Source organism: Sorangium sp. So ce448 (genome assembly GCF_051520915.1).
Classification (GTDB): domain Bacteria; phylum Myxococcota_A; class Polyangia; order Polyangiales; family Polyangiaceae; genus Sorangium; species Sorangium cellulosum_B.
In genome coordinates, this window is the sequence record NZ_CP150343.1 from 1216657 (window position 1) to 1231766 (window position 15110).

Genomic DNA, 15110 nt, shown 5'->3' on the forward strand with positions numbered 1-15110 from the left:
CTCTCAGCATGACGGTGAGTCGACGCGGCGGGGTCAGCGCTTCGGCAGCGTGATCACGAACTCCGTGTACTCCCCTTCCTCGCTCTCCACGCGCATCGTCCCCTGGTGCCCCTGCACCACGATCTCTCGGCTCAAGGACAACCCCAGCCCGGTTCCCTCGCCAGGCGGCTTCGTCGTGAAGAACGGCTCGAACATGCGCGCGGCGACTGTCTTCGGGATCCCCATCCCGTTGTCGCGGATGCGCACCTCGACGTGATCCGCCCGGTCCGCGGTGCGGACGCTCAGCTCGGGCGCGTAGCTGTCCCCGCGCTCGCGCTTCTTCTGCCGCATCGCGTACAGCGCGTTGTCGACCACGTTGAGGAACACCCGCCCCATGTCGAGCGCCGCCATCTCCACCGGGCCGATCGCCGGATCGTACGCCGTGACGATGTGCGCGTCGGCCTCGCCGCCCTGGGCCCCGGCGCGCGCGTGCCGTACGCTCTCGTCCACCACCGCGTTCAGGTCGGCCGGCGCCCGCTCGCCCGTCGGGCGCCGGGCGTGCTGGAGCATCCCCTTGATGATCGCGTCTGCGCGACGGCCGTGCTCGGTGATCCGGGCCATGCTGTCGCGCAGGTGGCCCAGGTTCTCCTCGATCTGCGCGAGCGCGCCAGGGTCGAGCCGCGCCCCTTGCGCGCGCAGATCCTCGCTCAGATCCTCGGCCACGCCGGCGGCGATATCAGCGAAGTTGTTCATGAAATTCAGCGGATTGCGGATCTCGTGAGCGATGCCTGCCACGACGCCGCTGAGCGACGCGAGCTTCGCGTCCAGCACGAGCTGCATGCGCTCCACCGTCTCGCGCTCGAGGCGCCGGTACAGCGACGCGTTCTTCACGGCGACGGCTGCCTGGCTGGCGAACGCGACGAGGAACTCCAGATCCGCATCGGTGAAGACATGTGTCGCGCTGCGGTTGTCCACGTAGAGCACCCCGATGACGTCGTCCTTGGGCTTGAGCGGAACGCACATCGATGCGCGGATCGACTGGGCGACGACGGAGCGCGCCGCGTCGAGGCGAGGGTCGAGAACGGCGTCGGCGAAGAGCGCCGCCACGCTCTTGCGGAGCGCATAATCGACGATGTTTTGGCTGAAGACCGGCTCATCGTCAGGCAAAGGCAGCGACGTCTTCACGGCGCGCCGCTCGAGCTTCCCCGTCGTTTCGTTGACGAGCAGGATGGCGCCGCGGTCCACGTCGAGGATCTGAAAGATCAGATCGAGGATCTTGTGGAGCAGGGTGTTGATGTCATCGGAGACCGGGAGCAGCTTCGCGACCTCGATCAGGATCTGCAGCCGAGCCTCCGCCCGCGGCCCGGAGCCGGGACCGCCGCGCTCGCTCTCCTGCATGAGCTTGCTGATGACGGTGTGTGTCATCGGACGGATCGCCTGCGGTCGCAGCGACGGCTCCGACGAAGGGGCGCCGTCCGTGGTGAAGAGCAGGTCGAGATCGCCGAGCGTGATCGTGTCGCCGCTCCGGATCTCTTTGCGCTGGACCCGCGCGCCGTTCACGAACGTGCCGTTCTTGCTCTGCAGGTCGACGATGAAGAACCTGCCCTCGGACGGCTCGATCCGCGCCTGGCTGCGGGACAGGCTCCTGTGCGGGATGCAGATCGCCTGATCGTCCGCGCGGCCGATGGTGATGGCAATGTCTCCAATGGAGAACGCCTGCTCCTCAGGACCGCCGGGATTGTAGATGAGCGTCGGCAAGGCTCGACCTATCGCATGGTGGTCGTCGTGGCAACACTGACGGTCGGCGCGCCCTCCGCGAGGGAGGCGGCCGGACCGCGGCGAACCACGTTGAAGGCGTTCAGGGGCGGACCTCCCGGCAAGACGCTCCTCGCGTCCGCCGGCTCGAAGTCGAACAGCCCCTGCGCCGCGTCGCGGACCGCTGCATCGATGAGGATCTCCCCGGGAAGCGCCGTCCTGGCGAGGTGCGCGGCGGCGTTGACCGCCTCGCCGAGCACCGTGTAGTCGAGCCGCCCGTAGGCCTGAGAGCCGACGCTGCCGGAGAGCACCTGCCCCGTGGAGAGGCCGATGCAGATCCGCCGCATGTAGGACGAGCACTTGCCGGCGCGGTGCGCCACCGCCGCCACCTGCGCGCGGACGGCCACGCACGCGCTGAGCGCCCTCGACAGATGATCCGGCCCCTGGAACACCGTCATCACCGTGTCGCCGAGAAACTTGTCCACGACGCCCCCCTTCGCCAGGAGCTCCGGGACGATCATCTCGAAGTTGGCCCTGAGCAGCCTCATGGCCTCACCGGGCGGCATCGCCTTGGCGGCGGGGATGAACTGGAAGATGTGGACGAACGCCACCGTCGCCATGAGGGTCTCGCTCTCGAGCGCGATTGTGGGCCCTATCGCCCGGAGCCGCTCGACCAACGCCGCGCTCGTGTACTGGCGGAGGACCTTGTTCTCCTCGTCCGAGCGCGCGTTCCTCCGCAGCTCCGCGACCTGTTTCCTGGTCTTGTCGATGGTCGCCTCGAGATCGGCGCGCTCGAGCGGCTTGAGCAGGAAATCAAATGCGCCCTGGTTCATCGCGGACCGGATGTTCCCCATGTCGCCGTAGGCGGACATCATCACCGTCTTTGCGAACGGGTTCACCTCCGGGACGTGCCCGAGGAACGCGAGTCCATCCATCACGGGCATCTTGATGTCGGTCAAGATGACGTCGATATCGGGGTGGCGCCGGAGCTCGCGGAGGGCGGACTCCCCGTTGTCCGCGAAGAGGAACTGGTAGACGCCGTCGCGGATCTTCTGCCGGAAGTGCAGCTTCATCATGAGCGCCACGTCGGGCTCATCGTCGGCGACGAGGATCTTGGTGGGACCGCTGCTGGCCTCGCTCACCGCCGCGAACGCCGCGACGAACTCGCGCGCGGACTGGAACCGCTGCGCCGGATCCTTCGCCAGCGCGCGCTCGAAGAAGCCGTCGAACTCGGGCCGCAGGCTGGGGACGACGCTCGACGGCGGCGGGGATAGATCCGTGCAGATGCTGATCAACAGCTCCCCGACCCCGTTCATCGTGAAGGGGAGCCGGCCCGTGAGAGCCCTGTAGGCGATGACGCCGAGCGACCAGAGATCGCTGAGATGGTTCGGCACGACGGCGCGCACCTGCTCGGGGCTCATGTACGCCGGCGTTCCGATCGTCCTGCCAGCCACCGCCAGCTGGTCTTCGTCCGACCCCTCGAAGACCGTCCACACAACGCCGAAATCGAGGAGCTTCACGCATTCGCCGGGCTCCTTCCGGGCCATGAAGACGTTCGCCGGCTTGAGATCGCGGTGGATGATCCCCGCGGAGCTCGCCGCCTCCAGGCCGATGGCGATCTGCCGGAGCAGGGCGAGCGTGGCCGACGGCGAGAGCTGCTGCTCCCGGGCGAGCCTGCTCTCGAGGTCCTCTCCTTCGAGGAGCTCCATCACGATGTAAGGGCAATCCTCGTCGATGCCGTAATCATATATCTGCACGATGTGCTCGTTCCGGAGCCGGGCGATCGCCATCGCCTCCCGCTCGAAGCGGCGTCGCGCGGTGTCGGAGGTGAGGTGCTCGGGCGTCATCACCTTGACGGCGACCGGACGCCGGAGCACCTGATCGAACGCCTCCCAGATGACGCCCATCCCTCCGCGTCCGATCTCACGTTCCAGCGTGTACTTCCGTGCGATCGTACGATTCGACATGATCATGTGGGCGTCCGGCTCACGCGCGAAGCACGCGAGCTCGTTGTATCAGGCTGGTTCGAGCCCTCCAAGAGGCATCGCCGGACCGCGCCCTTGCAGCGGCTCGGCCGCGCTAGGCGGTCGCCGTGTCGCCCGCTGGTTTCCAGCAGCGAGACCGGGTGGGAATCGTCCGGCCGAGCGTTCAAGAAGGATGTTGTGACGCGAACGGAAATTGGCGCCTTGCTGCGACATTTCCCCGCAGCGGGGCGCGCTGAAGGCGCCTCGTACGTCTCTCACGGCAGCTCCGCGAGCGGGCCCTTCCTGTACGCCGTGTCGTTGCCGAAGTGCTCGTCTTCGTAGCCGAAGGCGCGCAGGATCGATGTGTAGACGTTGTGCATCGAGACGTCGGTCTCGTACTCGGACTGGGTGGGATCCGCGCTCGCGCGCTTGTTGTAGTTGACGTGGCGGCCGCCCGGCCACCTGCCGCCGGCCTTGCCGGCGAGCAGGACGGGGATATCGCGGGGCGAGTGCCCGCCGCCGCACCCGAACTCGCTCGTGAAGAGCACGACGCTGTTGTCGAGCATCGTGCCGTCGCCCTCGGGGGTGCTCTTCAGCCCGTCGAGCAGGCGTGCGAAGAGCTCCATGCGCCAGTTGCGGTTCGCGAGGATGGTCGCGCGCCAGTCCTCGAGCCTGTCGGGCTCCGCGCCGCTCGGGCCGACGTCGAGGGCGGCGTGGCCGAGGCTGTGGCCGAGATCGGTGCTGTACGGCTGGGGCAGCCAGCTCGTCAGGACGTCGGCCACCTGGAAGGTGGCCACCTGCGTGAGACCGCACCGGAACGCATGCAGGAGGACGTCGACAAGCAGGGGAGCGGCCTCCTCGATTCCCCCTCCCGTGTAGGAGCCGTATCCCTGGTACACGGGCGCTCCGCCGACATCCGGCTTCGTGCAGGCCGCCAGGTTGGAGATGCCCTCGAGCTTCTTCTCCAGGCTCCGGATGTGCTCGGCGTGCGCGTCGAGCAGGTGCCTGTCGGCCGCGCTCACGCGCCCCTTCAGGGCAGCGAGGTGCTCGCTCACGCCGTCGAGGACGCTCTTCCGGTGGGCGCGGAGCCGGAGCTGTTCGGGCGTCGGACCCGCCCCGGTCTCCGTGACGTCCTGGAAGAGCCGGTCGAAGGCGCTCGTCGGGTCCTTCTCGCTGGACACCTGCTCGCCCGCCGCGTTGTACAGCGGCTCTCCGTAGTTGTGTCCGTCGACCATGAGATCGATCGACGAGAACGGCGCCGGGCTCTCGCCGGCGAGCCGCTGCGCGATCACCTGATCGATCGATGGGCCGAGCGCCCTGGCGTCGTCGCCTCCCGAGGTCGTATCGGCGCAGGTGAGCACGGTCGCGTTGGAGCAGCCGTGGTGCCCGCCGTAGTCTCCCTGGAGCATCCCGGCGGCGTCGTCGACGCCGCGGAGCAGGGTGAGGTCGCCCTTGTGGGCCTCGAGCGGCGCCATCTCTTCGCCGAGGACATCGAGCGCCGACCCCTCGCCGCCGGGCGCCCAGAGGTCGAGCATGCTCCAGGCGCCCGGCTTCCAGGGATCCCCCTTCTCCCCGGAGGAGTGGCGAGACGTGATCGTGCCGCCGTGGCTGAAGAACACGATGAACCGCCTGGCCCTGCCGTTCGCGGCCCAGACGTCCCCATGGGTTGCCTCGAGCAGCGGCAGGGCGATGCACAGACCGGTCGCGGTGCGGAGGAAATTCCTTCGGCTGAAAGCGGCGCGGCTCATAGGTTCACTCCTCGATCTGGCGCAGGTGCAAGAAGGCATTGCTGGTCGTGAGGGAGACGATGAGATCACGCACGCTGCCGCCGCTCTCGGGCGTCGGCGTGGCCGCCTCGATCGACGCGAGATCCTGGTCGATCGGGACGCGCCGGAGCGCCGTCTGGAAGAAGCGCTTCGTGAGGCAGGCGCGCGCCGCGGGGCTCGCCGCGAGGGCCGCCGACATCCCGACGCCGCCGTCGACCTCCACGCCCTCTTCGTCCGGAGAGACCGCAGGGAGGCTGCCGCGTGCGTCGATGTCGAGCAGGTAGGGCGCCTCCGCGTCCCCGCCCGCCTCCTGCGACTGCCATCGCCCGAGCGCGTCGTAATGCTCGAACGCGAAGCCGATCGGGTTGATGGTCCTGTGGCAGCTCGCGCAGGCGCCGCTCGACGTCTTGGCCTCGACGTCCTGGCGGATCGTCCTGTGCACCACCTCGCCGTTCTCCTCGACGGCTCCGCCCTTGACCGGCACGTCGCTCGCGTTGGGGGGCGGCGGGCCGAGGGGGCGGCAGAGCACCTGCTCCAGGATGTACGCGCCGCGGCGGATCGGCGATTTGACCTCGAGGCTGCCGAACACGCTCAGGAAGGCCGCCCGCGTGAAGAGCCCCGCGCGCTGATCGCGGGGGAGGGAGACCCACGAGAACGTGCGCTCGTCGGCGGGGCCCTCCACCCCGTAGAGCGCGGCGAGGGGCCCGTTCACGTAGGCGTCCGTCGTCGTGAGCAACGTCTCGAACCTGCCGTCCCCCTCGAAGAGCACCCGCTCCGCGAGGGCCTCGAGCTCGGTGCGCATGGCGGCGCGCAGCGCGGGGGAATCCTCGGGGTAGATCTCGGGGCTCTTCGGCGCGCTCTCGAGCGAGGCGTGTTTGTTCGTGCCGTCGAGCTCCAGCCAATCGGCGAAGAAGCGCCTCGCCGTGGCGCGGGCGCGGTCGCTCGAGAGGAGCCGCTCCGCCTGCGCGCGCACGCCCTCCGCCGTGTCGAGCGCGCCGGACTCCGCGGCGTCGAGCAGCGCGTCGTCCGGCGTCGTGTTCCAGAGGAAATACGACAGGCGCGACGCCCGCTCCCAGCCCGTGAGCGGACGGACGCCGGAGGCGAGCGGCTCGCTCCCGTCCCCGTCGCGGCCGAGCTCGACGAAGTAATAGACGTTGGGCGACTGGATCATGGTCTCGAGCACCACGAGGAGGGCGTCCTCGAACGATTGCTCCTTCCGCGCCCGGGCGTACTGGCCCTTGAGCATCGCGACCTCGGCCTCGTCGAGCGTGCGCCGGAAGGCGCGGCGCCCGAACGTCCGCACGAAGCCGTCCACGCACGCCTCGTCGTCCGCGCCGCTCGTGTCGCACGGGAACACCGGTGTCCCCCACGAGGCGCGCCGCGCGACGATCGCCTCCGCCGCGGCATTGAGCTTGTCGACGGCGAGGAGCGAGGCGACCTCTCCCGCGTCCGGGTCGAGGTCGAGCTCGAGCCCCGGATCGCCGAACAGGTCGCGCATCGAGCTCGTGAACTGCTCCGGTGTCATCCGGCGCATCCCCGCTGGAGCGACGTCGACCAGCCCGCTCGCGCTCGGCGACCCGCCGCGGTCGCCTCCGAGGTCGCCGACGCAGCCCGAGAGCAGGTGGGACGCCGCGAGGACAATCGCGCCGGCGAGCGCCGTCGCGCGCCGCCCTGGCGCGGTGAATCTACCGAGAACTTCGAGGGGTTTCACGCCGCTAGGCTTCGTTCGCTTCATGGCTTCAGTCCTCGCGCGGTCGCTGAACACAGCGGACTGGGTCGCAGGGGCATCGACTCGAACCACCCGGGAATTATCGAGCCACGCTGTGCTGCGTGTTCGCTGTCCGCCGGGGATTGGCATCGAGCGATCGCCGAACCGGGGCCTCCATCCATCGTGGATAATCGACTGACTCATCGGTGGGATCCAGCTCACAGGCCGCATGGAGCTCATGCACCGTGTGCATATCCTACGTCATCGTCTCGAATGACGCGAGGACCGTTGATTGAAGAGAGACGACAGGACCCCAGGAACCCTCGGAGGCGCGAGAAAAATCCCTTCTTGGCGTCCTTGGCGTGCTTGGCGGCTCAACTTCTTCTCACAGGAGCGCCGCTATCATCGATGGTTCAATGTAAGGAAGGTGGTTCGATGGTTTCGATGGTTTCGATGGCTTCGATGTAACGAACGCCCCGTCGGCGAGCCTTTCGCGAAAGCGACGTCCGGCGCGAGTCTGGATTACATCCTGCTACCTTGGGGGCGGAAGATGCGACAACAGCAATGTCCGGGCGCATGACAAAGTGCATCGGCGTGTCATCTTGCCGCACTGAGGCGAGAAGGCCTCGCAATCTGCAAAATTACAGTGGAGCTTTTATGGCCCATATCGTGGAGAATTCTGTGAAGCTTCGTGCTTGCGTGACCGGATTGCTCCTCGCCGCAGGCTGCACCGGCGAGCTTGGCGGAACGACGGGAACGGCGGCTGGCGGCGGTCCGGCGCCGCTCCCTCCGCCCGTCGTGAACATTCCGCCGATTCACGTCGATTGCAGCCACGTCGGAAGCGGCAAGGATTACCAGGTCGGCCCTGGCAAGGAATTCGAGGCGATCGGCGACGTCCCGCTCGAATCGCTCGCCGCCGGCGACACGGTGCGCATCTTCTGGCGCGCCGAGGGGTACCACGAGAAGATCATGCTCGGGGGCCAGGGGACGGCGGAGCAACCGATCCGGCTCTGTGGCGTCCCGGGGCCGAACGGCGAGCTGCCGGTGATCGACGGTGAGAACGCGACCACCCGGCCCGAGCTCGATTTCCCCTTCGACGGCCACCAGGTGCGGGGGCTCATCATCGTCGGGCACAAGCACGACGACCCGTGGGAGCTCGGGCCCACCCACATCACGATCGAGGGCCTCGAGATCAAGAACGCGTCGCGCCCCCACCGCTTCACCGACAAGTCGGGCTCGGAAGCGGCCTACTCGGACCCCGCGGCCGGCATCTTCGTGGAGCGCGGCGATCACGTGACCATCCGCGCCTGCGAGGTGCACGAGAACGCCAATGGCCTCTTCATCGGCACGGCCGGCGGGGATATCCTGACCACGAACGTGCTCATCGAGTCGAACTACATCCACGACAACGGGAGCCTCGAGGATTACAACGAGCACAACGTCTACAACGAGGCCTCGAACGTCATCTACCAGTTCAACCGCTTCGGCCCCACGCGCGGCGGCAACGGCAACAACATCAAGGAGCGCTCGGCCGGCGTGGTGATCCGGTACAACTGGATCGAGGACGGCGCCCACCTGATCGACCTCGTCGACGCGCAGGAGGCGACCGACTCGGTCGCGTTGCCGTCGTTCCACGAGACGTTCATTTACGGCAACGTGCTCCTGCGCAACGGCTACGGCGCGTCCATGATCCACTACGGCGGGGACAGCGGCGAGACCGAGTACTACAGGAAGGGCACGCTCCACTTCTTCTCCAACACCGTCTTCGTCAGGAACGACAACTACGAGGACTACGATCGCTCGGCGATGTTCGAGGCCTCGACCAACGACGAGCAGATCGACGCCCGCAACAACGTGTTCGCCAGCAGCCTGGAGCCGACCGAGCTCCGCGCGGTCACCTTCCTCGGGGACCGCGACGGCGTGGCCGCCGGGGCCCTCAGCCTGTCCGGGAACTGGGTGACGAACGGGTGGCTGCCGTTCGATCCTGTCCGGGAGGTGGTGAAGGTGATCGGGCAGGTGGACGGCCTGGACGACTCGATCTTCGGCGTCGATCCGGCGTTCGCGTCGGCGGCAAACCACGACTTCATGCCGGCCGCGAGCGCGCCGCTCATCGGCGCCGGCGCCTCGCTCGACGGCCTCCCGCCGGTCGAGCACCAGTACACGCCGCACCAGCAGGCCAGGGCGCGCAACGACGGCGCGACCCTCACGATCGGCGCATTCGGGCGGTAGCCCCCGCGCCGTTCAGTCCCGCGGCGAGGCTCACTCCACGGCCCGCGGGGTCACCCCACACAACCCAGGTCGGCTCGCCCGTGAGGGATCGCGCCTTGCAGAGGGCGGCGCATGCGCTGGATCGGATGCGCCTTGCCCCGCGCAAGGCGCAAAGGATGCGTGTCCCCGGCACGCTTTGCGGGAGAGATTGCGGTGATCCTGTCGCTCGTGAGCGCGCTCGCGGGGTGCGGCGCCGAAGAGGCGCCGCCGGACCTCCGGCAGCCGGCGGGCTGGGACGACGCGCTGCGGCTGCCGGATGCCGAGGATCACGATCCTGCGCCCGACGTGGTCGAGGTGCACCTCGAGGCCAGGGTGGCCGCGATCGAGGTGGTCCCGGGGCTCACGACCGAGGTCTGGACCTACAACGGGATGCTCCCCGGTCCGACGATCCGCGCGAAGAAGGGCGACCGCGTGGTGGTGAAGTTCCAGAACCACCTTCCCGAGGCGACGACGATCCACTGGCATGGTCTGCGCGTGCCGGCGGCCATGGATGGGACGCAGCACGTGCAGAAGCCCATCGAGCCGGGCGAGGGCTTCGAGTACTCCTTCACCGTGCCGGACGCCGGCACGTTCTGGTACCACCCGCACCTTCGCTCGAGCGCCCAGGTCGGTGCGGGCCTCTACGGCGCGTTCGTTGTCGAGGATGCTGCGGAGGAGGCGCCGCTCGGCGACGAGCTGCTGCTCGTGATGAGCGAGATCGGCATCGAGGAAGACGGCTCGCTCACCCCCGCCGACGAGAGCGGATGGTTCGGCGATTACTTCGGGCGCGAGGGCGGGACGGTCCTGGTCAACGGGAAGATCGTGCCGACGGTCGCCGCGCGGGAGGGGGTTCCGCAGCGCTGGCGGGTGGTCAACGCCGCGCGCAGCCGCTACTTCCGCTTCACCGTGCCGGGCCAGCCGCTCGTGCTCATCGGCGGAGACGGGGGCCTCTCGGAGAGGCCGTTACCCGTGGACGAGGTGAGGCTCGCCCCGGGGGAGCGCGTGGAGCTCACCCTGCTGCCCGTCGAGGGCGAGCCGGTGGTGATCCCGCTCCTCGACGCGAATCGATTCCACCTACCGAAGGAGGCGGATCCCAAGGACCTCATGCGTCTCGAGCTGGCCGACGAGCCTCCGGGGAGCGGCGCACCGCCGCTTCCCGAGCGTCTGGCCGAGATCGCCGCGATCGACACCACGGGAGCGCAACGACAGGCGGTGGAGTTCATGGAGCAGGGCGATGCCGACGGAGCGGTGCTCGGGATCAACGGCCACACGGACGGCTCTCTCATGTTCTCTGCGAAGACGAACACGGTCGAGATCTGGACGCTGACGAACACCACCAACTACGATCACCCGTTCCACCTGCACGGGTTCTTCTTTCAGGTGCTCGACATCGACGGCGCCGAGCCGCCCGTGCGCGCATGGCACGACACCGTCAACCTGGTTCCTGGAAAGGCCGTGCGGATCGCCATCCCGTTCGACGACCGCGCCGGCATGTGGATGTTCCACTGTCACATCCTCGACCACGCGGATCTGGGGATGATGGCGATGCTCCACCTGATGCCGTGAACCGTCCCTTCGATGAGGTGTGACGGCTGCTGAGCGTCAGACCCACGCCTGCGTCGTGGCATCCCAGCGCTTCCAGGCGCCGCCGTCGTCCACGTAGAGCTCGCTCTCCCCGGGGAGGGTGCGGAAGCGCTTGCTGGTGATCTTCAGATCGCCAATCCTTCCCGAGTAGTCGGTCTGCGCTTCGGTGGCCTTGATGCTCCGCATGTCGGCGACGAGCTCTTGCCCGCTCGCCTCGACCACCACATAGCCGTGGGCGTTGCTGTTGGCGTGGGCGAGGTGCGGGTTGATCTTCGTCTCGGGCGACGTGAGCAGCGAGTCGATGGTGAGGGCGAGCGCCGCGGCGCCCGGGAGCGCGCGCAGCGTCGGATCGCTCGCGACCTGGCTCGTCAGGATCTCGCGGAAGGACGCCGAGGAGACGGCGCCGCCCACGAGCTCGACGATCTTCTTCGTGGGATCGCCGCTCGGTCCGGGCGTCCCCGCGTAGAAGGCGTGGACGTCGCCGGTGATCGCCACGACGCCCCCCAGCCCGACGAGCCTCTCGAGCAGCTCGTCCCGCTTGTTGCGGAAGCCGTCCCAGGCGTCGGTGGTCGTGTAGAAGCTGCGCTTGAACTGGGCGGGGAGGGGATAGGGGCTGAGATCGACGGCGAGCTGGACGAGGCAGAACTCGTTGCCCCAGACCTTCCATGTCGCCTTCGACCCTTCCATGGTGTCGAGGAACCAGGCCTCTTGCTCGGCGCCCATCATGGCCTCGCTCGCGCCCTCCGTCTCCTTGTAGCGGATGGCAGCGTAGATATCGAAGGTGTCCTTGGCCGTGAAGTAGCGGCTGCCGATCATGCCGTACGCGTTGATCTTGCCGAAATCCACGTAGGCGATGCCCCGCTCCAGGCCCGCTTCCGCGGCGTCGATGAGCGGGATCTGCGTGTCCTCCGGCAGGCCCTCGTTGGCGGCGGCGACGATCTCGTTGATGAAGGCGACGCTGATCTTCCCCGTCACCTCGGCGGGGTCGTAACCCACGGTCTCCGCGGCCCCGGTGAGGATCGGCGCATAGATGCCGTCGCCGTAGGTCTCCACGTCCACGTAGGGCAGGGCGGCCGCGGGGACCTCCCCGAGCTCGGCCACGAGCGTCGGCTGATCGAGCGCGACCCTGCCGGGGAAAGCGTCCTCGGGGATGAGGTGATCCGGCCGGTAGCTGCGCAGATCGGTCATCACCAGGTGGACGTGCCGGCCGAACACGAAGTCGCGGTAGATGCGGAACTCCTCCGGGAGCGAGGCTTCCGGGTCGAGCTCGACGTCGCCGTAATCGACGGGCTGGTACTCGAACCAGGCCTGGTTCGCGGCCTTGCGCCGGTCCGTGTCGGTCTCGTCCTGCCGGCCGTCGAAATAGGTGGCCGTGGCGCCGAAGCAGTCGTTCGAGAACTCGTGATCGTCCCACGTGGCGATCATCGGGAAGCTCTCGTGGACCTTCTGGAGGTTCGCGTCGGAGCGGTACGTCCTGTAGAGCTCCCGGTAGTTATCGAGCGATCTCGCCGCGTGGTAGGCGCCGTCGCCGTCACCGAGGGAGATGCTGCCGGCCAGGTCGGTGAAGACGACGCGGCGCCCGGTCGTGATCTGGAAGCTCGGATCGCCGTCCGTCTCGTAGATGTAATCGCCGAGGTGGACGAAGAAATCGAGCTCCTCCTGGGCGAGCGCCAGGTAGGTGTTGTAGTAACGCCCCACGTAATCCTGGCACGACACGTAGGCGAAGCGGACCTTGACGTCCGCCTCCTCGGCCGGGGCGGTCTTGGTGCGCCCCACGCGGGACACGTAGCTCGTCCCGCCCTTCACGTAGATGAAGCGGTAGTAGTAGACCGTGCCCGCCGCGAGGCCGCGGACCTTCACCTTCACGCAGTGATCGTGCCTCGCGAGCGCCTTCACCTTCGCCTGTCCGGCGTCGAGCGCCACCCGCTGCGCGAAGCCGGCGTCGGTCGCGACCTCGACCTCGAGATCGAGATCCGCTGCGCCGTCCTGCACGCGGGTCCACAGGACGACGCTGCCGGGGCGCGGATCGCCGGAGGCGACCGACTGGGGGAAGTACTCGGACCCGTCCGCGAGCTCGCGCTCGTCGTTGAGCGGGTTGATCGTCTCGGGATCGCCGCCGCAGGCCGGGACGACCAGCGCGCCGGCGGTGACGAGCGTGGCTCGAAGGAAATCTCTGCGCTTCAGCATCGGGCGATCAGGGAATCCTGGAACTTTCGCTGATGTCAATCTCCTCGTGGACCTCGCCGCTTCGCGCGCTGCCGGTCACGCCTGTAAAGCGCAAAGTGCGGCGTCCGGCGAGTGGGGCAAGTGTGTGTGCCAACATACGTGCCGAGCGTTGACGTGCGGGGGTCAAGCGCGGCTGCGCGTCGTCAGGCATGGCTAGGCGTGCTCAGGCGTGGTCAGGCGTGGTCAGGCGTGCTCAGGCGTGATAGACAAGACGTCGCGTGCTCGTGCGTCCTGTCCGAGGACCGCATTGGTCCGCGAGGGATAGATGAGCTAAGTTGAGCGTTTATCATGCGGCGGCAGAGCACGAGACCGGAGGGTGAGTCCGACATGAGGTCGGGGGACAGCATCTCTGACCGCCCCGGCGCCGAGCGTCGCGACTCGCTCCCCCCGCCCCGATCCGGGCAGCCATCCTCCCGGCCCGGGCGCTCCGGCCCGTCCAGCGAGCCGTCGCCTGCTCCAAGGTCTGCTTCGTCGCGCAAGGTGCGGACCATCGACGTCCTCGTTCAGGGCGCGACCGTGGAGCTCTTCCATTTTTACGGCGTCGCCATCGCGCCCGCGGACATCGGGGAGAGCCGCGACGAGGCGCTCGTTCACAGCGATCCCGTGAGCACGGTCGAGTTCTCCGCGCCCGGCTTCTCCGGCCTGCTGGCCTTGTCGGCGCACCCCGGCGTGTTTCGCGCGATGACGGGGCTGCCGTCCGGGCTCGACAGCGTCGACGACTGGATGCGCGAGGTCGTCAACCAGCTCATGGGAAAGGTGAAGAGCCGCCTCGCGCGCTTCCAGATAGCGCTTCACGCCGAGCTGCCGCAGCTGCGCCGCGCGAGCGACGTGGCGCGGCGGTACCGGGGCAGCAAGCAGCAGTTCTGCTATGCCTTCCGGACCTTGAAGGGCGAGGTCGTCGTCACGCTGGGCGGCGACTTCGACGAGAGCTCGCTGGTGTTCTCGAACTCGTCCCCGCTTCCGCTCGATGGCAAGGTGATCCTGTTCTGAGCCCTCTTGCGCGGCACCCGCGCCGCGCAGTCTAGGGGCTGCCGCCGCCGGCACCGCCGCTGCCTGCGGCGCCGCCGCCGCTACCGCCGCTGCCTGCGGCGCCGCCGCCGCTACCGCTGCTGCCTGCGGCGCCGCCGCCGCTACCGCCGCTGCCTGCGGCGCCGCCGCCGCTGCCCGTGGAGCTGCCGCCGCTACCGCCACTGCCCACGGCGCCGGCGCTGCCGCTGCTCGTGACGCCGGGCGGCGGGAGCGGTGCGAAGCACGCGTTTCCGATGAACTGCTGGCCCGGGTCGCAGGGGTCGGAATCCCAGCATCCCACGAGCATCGCCGCGGAGATCGCGCCGAGGGCGACGACCAGGGCGCCGCGATGGGTAGGCGGCATGATGCGAGACGGGTGAATGACCATCGTTCGTTCCTCTCTCCACGGACTCACGGCGGCAAGACCCGGCCGTCGCGGATGCGCGCAATCACCTTGACGGTGGGGTTCAGGTCGCTGGCGGCGATGTACCCGATACCGCCCGCCTCCTCGCCCACGGCGCGGAGCACGGCGCTCGGACTCGCCACCCTGCGCGGCGGCCGCTCGCCGCCGCGGATCTTCCGGTCGATCCAGTAGCGGGCGACGCTCTCGGGATCGAGGCCCAGCACCGCCATGTCGAAGCGCTGTCGCAGCGGGGAGCCCTCGGGGAGGTTCACCGGCATCACCGACCGGCCGTACCACTCCGTGCGCGCCGTCTGGAAGATCGGGCGGAGCGTGTCGCGTCCCGCCGCCCGCACGGGGTTGGCCTGGTTGACGACGACGACGATCTCGTCGGCCTCCGCGAAAGATGAGGCCGACGGGGTCATTCCGAGAAGGGCCAGGAGGAGCAGAAGGAATCTACGCTTCATGATTGC

Annotated in this window: 10 protein-coding genes; 3 read left to right on the forward strand and 7 right to left on the reverse strand. The window is 68.5% G+C overall.

Annotated features, from left to right (window positions below; translation table 11 throughout):
• Positions 1 to 33: 33 nt before the first annotated feature.
• The 4 genes from WMF45_RS04510 to WMF45_RS04525 form a co-directional block, all read right to left on the reverse strand.
• On the reverse strand, positions 34 to 1737 hold the full coding sequence (locus WMF45_RS04510; protein ID WP_437715732.1) for an ATP-binding protein: 1704 nt from the start codon (positions 1735 to 1737) through the stop codon (positions 34 to 36).
• 8 nt (positions 1738 to 1745) lie between these two features.
• Positions 1746 to 3701, reverse strand: a complete 1956-nt coding sequence (locus WMF45_RS04515; protein ID WP_437715733.1) for a protein kinase domain-containing protein — start codon at positions 3699 to 3701, stop codon at positions 1746 to 1748.
• A 272-nt stretch (positions 3702 to 3973) separates the two neighbouring features.
• The gene (locus WMF45_RS04520; protein ID WP_437715734.1) at positions 3974 to 5446 is read right to left on the reverse strand and encodes a DUF1552 domain-containing protein; all 1473 of its coding nucleotides are present in this window, start codon (positions 5444 to 5446) and stop codon (positions 3974 to 3976) included.
• A 4-nt stretch (positions 5447 to 5450) separates the two neighbouring features.
• Positions 5451 to 7199: a DUF1592 domain-containing protein gene (locus WMF45_RS04525; RefSeq protein WP_437715735.1), complete on the reverse strand. Its 1749-nt coding sequence runs from the start codon at positions 7197 to 7199 to the stop codon at positions 5451 to 5453.
• A 654-nt stretch (positions 7200 to 7853) separates the two neighbouring features.
• Here WMF45_RS04525 and WMF45_RS04530 point away from each other — a divergent pair.
• Both WMF45_RS04530 and WMF45_RS04535 read left to right on the forward strand, forming a co-directional pair.
• Complete coding sequence (locus tag WMF45_RS04530; protein ID WP_437715736.1) at positions 7854 to 9401, forward strand: right-handed parallel beta-helix repeat-containing protein; 1548 nt, start codon at positions 7854 to 7856, stop codon at positions 9399 to 9401.
• A 192-nt stretch (positions 9402 to 9593) separates the two neighbouring features.
• Positions 9594 to 10985 (forward strand): multicopper oxidase family protein, encoded by a 1392-nt coding sequence (locus tag WMF45_RS04535; protein WP_437715737.1) that lies wholly within the window; start codon positions 9594 to 9596, stop codon positions 10983 to 10985.
• Between the two features lie 36 nt (positions 10986 to 11021).
• Here WMF45_RS04535 and WMF45_RS04540 read toward each other — a convergent pair whose 3' ends face one another.
• Positions 11022 to 13190 carry an alkaline phosphatase D family protein gene (locus WMF45_RS04540; RefSeq protein WP_437715738.1) on the reverse strand — a complete coding sequence of 723 codons (2169 nt, stop codon included), beginning with the start codon at positions 13188 to 13190 and terminating at the stop codon, positions 11022 to 11024.
• 519 nt (positions 13191 to 13709) lie between these two features.
• On the opposite strand from WMF45_RS04540, the gene WMF45_RS04545 reads away from it, so the two are divergent.
• A complete protein-coding gene (locus WMF45_RS04545) occupies positions 13710 to 14219 on the forward strand; it encodes a chemotaxis protein CheX (protein WP_437715739.1) in 510 nt (169 codons plus the stop codon).
• Positions 14220 to 14250: 31 nt separating this feature from the next.
• Here WMF45_RS04545 and WMF45_RS04550 read toward each other — a convergent pair whose 3' ends face one another.
• Both WMF45_RS04550 and WMF45_RS04555 read right to left on the reverse strand, forming a co-directional pair.
• Positions 14251 to 14625, reverse strand: a complete 375-nt coding sequence (locus WMF45_RS04550) for a hypothetical protein (protein ID WP_437715740.1) — start codon at positions 14623 to 14625, stop codon at positions 14251 to 14253.
• Between the two features lie 23 nt (positions 14626 to 14648).
• Positions 14649 to 15104, reverse strand: coding sequence for a hypothetical protein (locus WMF45_RS04555; protein ID WP_437715741.1), 456 nt, complete (start codon positions 15102 to 15104; stop codon positions 14649 to 14651).
• Positions 15105 to 15110 lie beyond the last annotated feature (6 nt).

Bases quoted from the DNA above. Each gene is read 5' to 3' on its own strand.
- WMF45_RS04525 (WP_437715735.1), bottom strand. From the start codon at position 7,199: ATGAAGCGAACGAAGCCTAGCGGCGTGAAACCCCTCGAAGTTCTCGGT.
- WMF45_RS04515 (WP_437715733.1), bottom strand. From the start codon at position 3,701: ATGTCGAATCGTACGATCGCACGGAAGTACACGCTGGAACGTGAGATC.
- WMF45_RS04540 (WP_437715738.1), bottom strand. From the start codon at position 13,190: ATGCTGAAGCGCAGAGATTTCCTTCGAGCCACGCTCGTCACCGCCGGC.
- WMF45_RS04550 (WP_437715740.1), bottom strand. From the start codon at position 14,625: ATGGTCATTCACCCGTCTCGCATCATGCCGCCTACCCATCGCGGCGCC.
- WMF45_RS04555 (WP_437715741.1), bottom strand. From the start codon at position 15,104: ATGAAGCGTAGATTCCTTCTGCTCCTCCTGGCCCTTCTCGGAATGACC.
- WMF45_RS04520 (WP_437715734.1), bottom strand. From the start codon at position 5,446: ATGAGCCGCGCCGCTTTCAGCCGAAGGAATTTCCTCCGCACCGCGACC.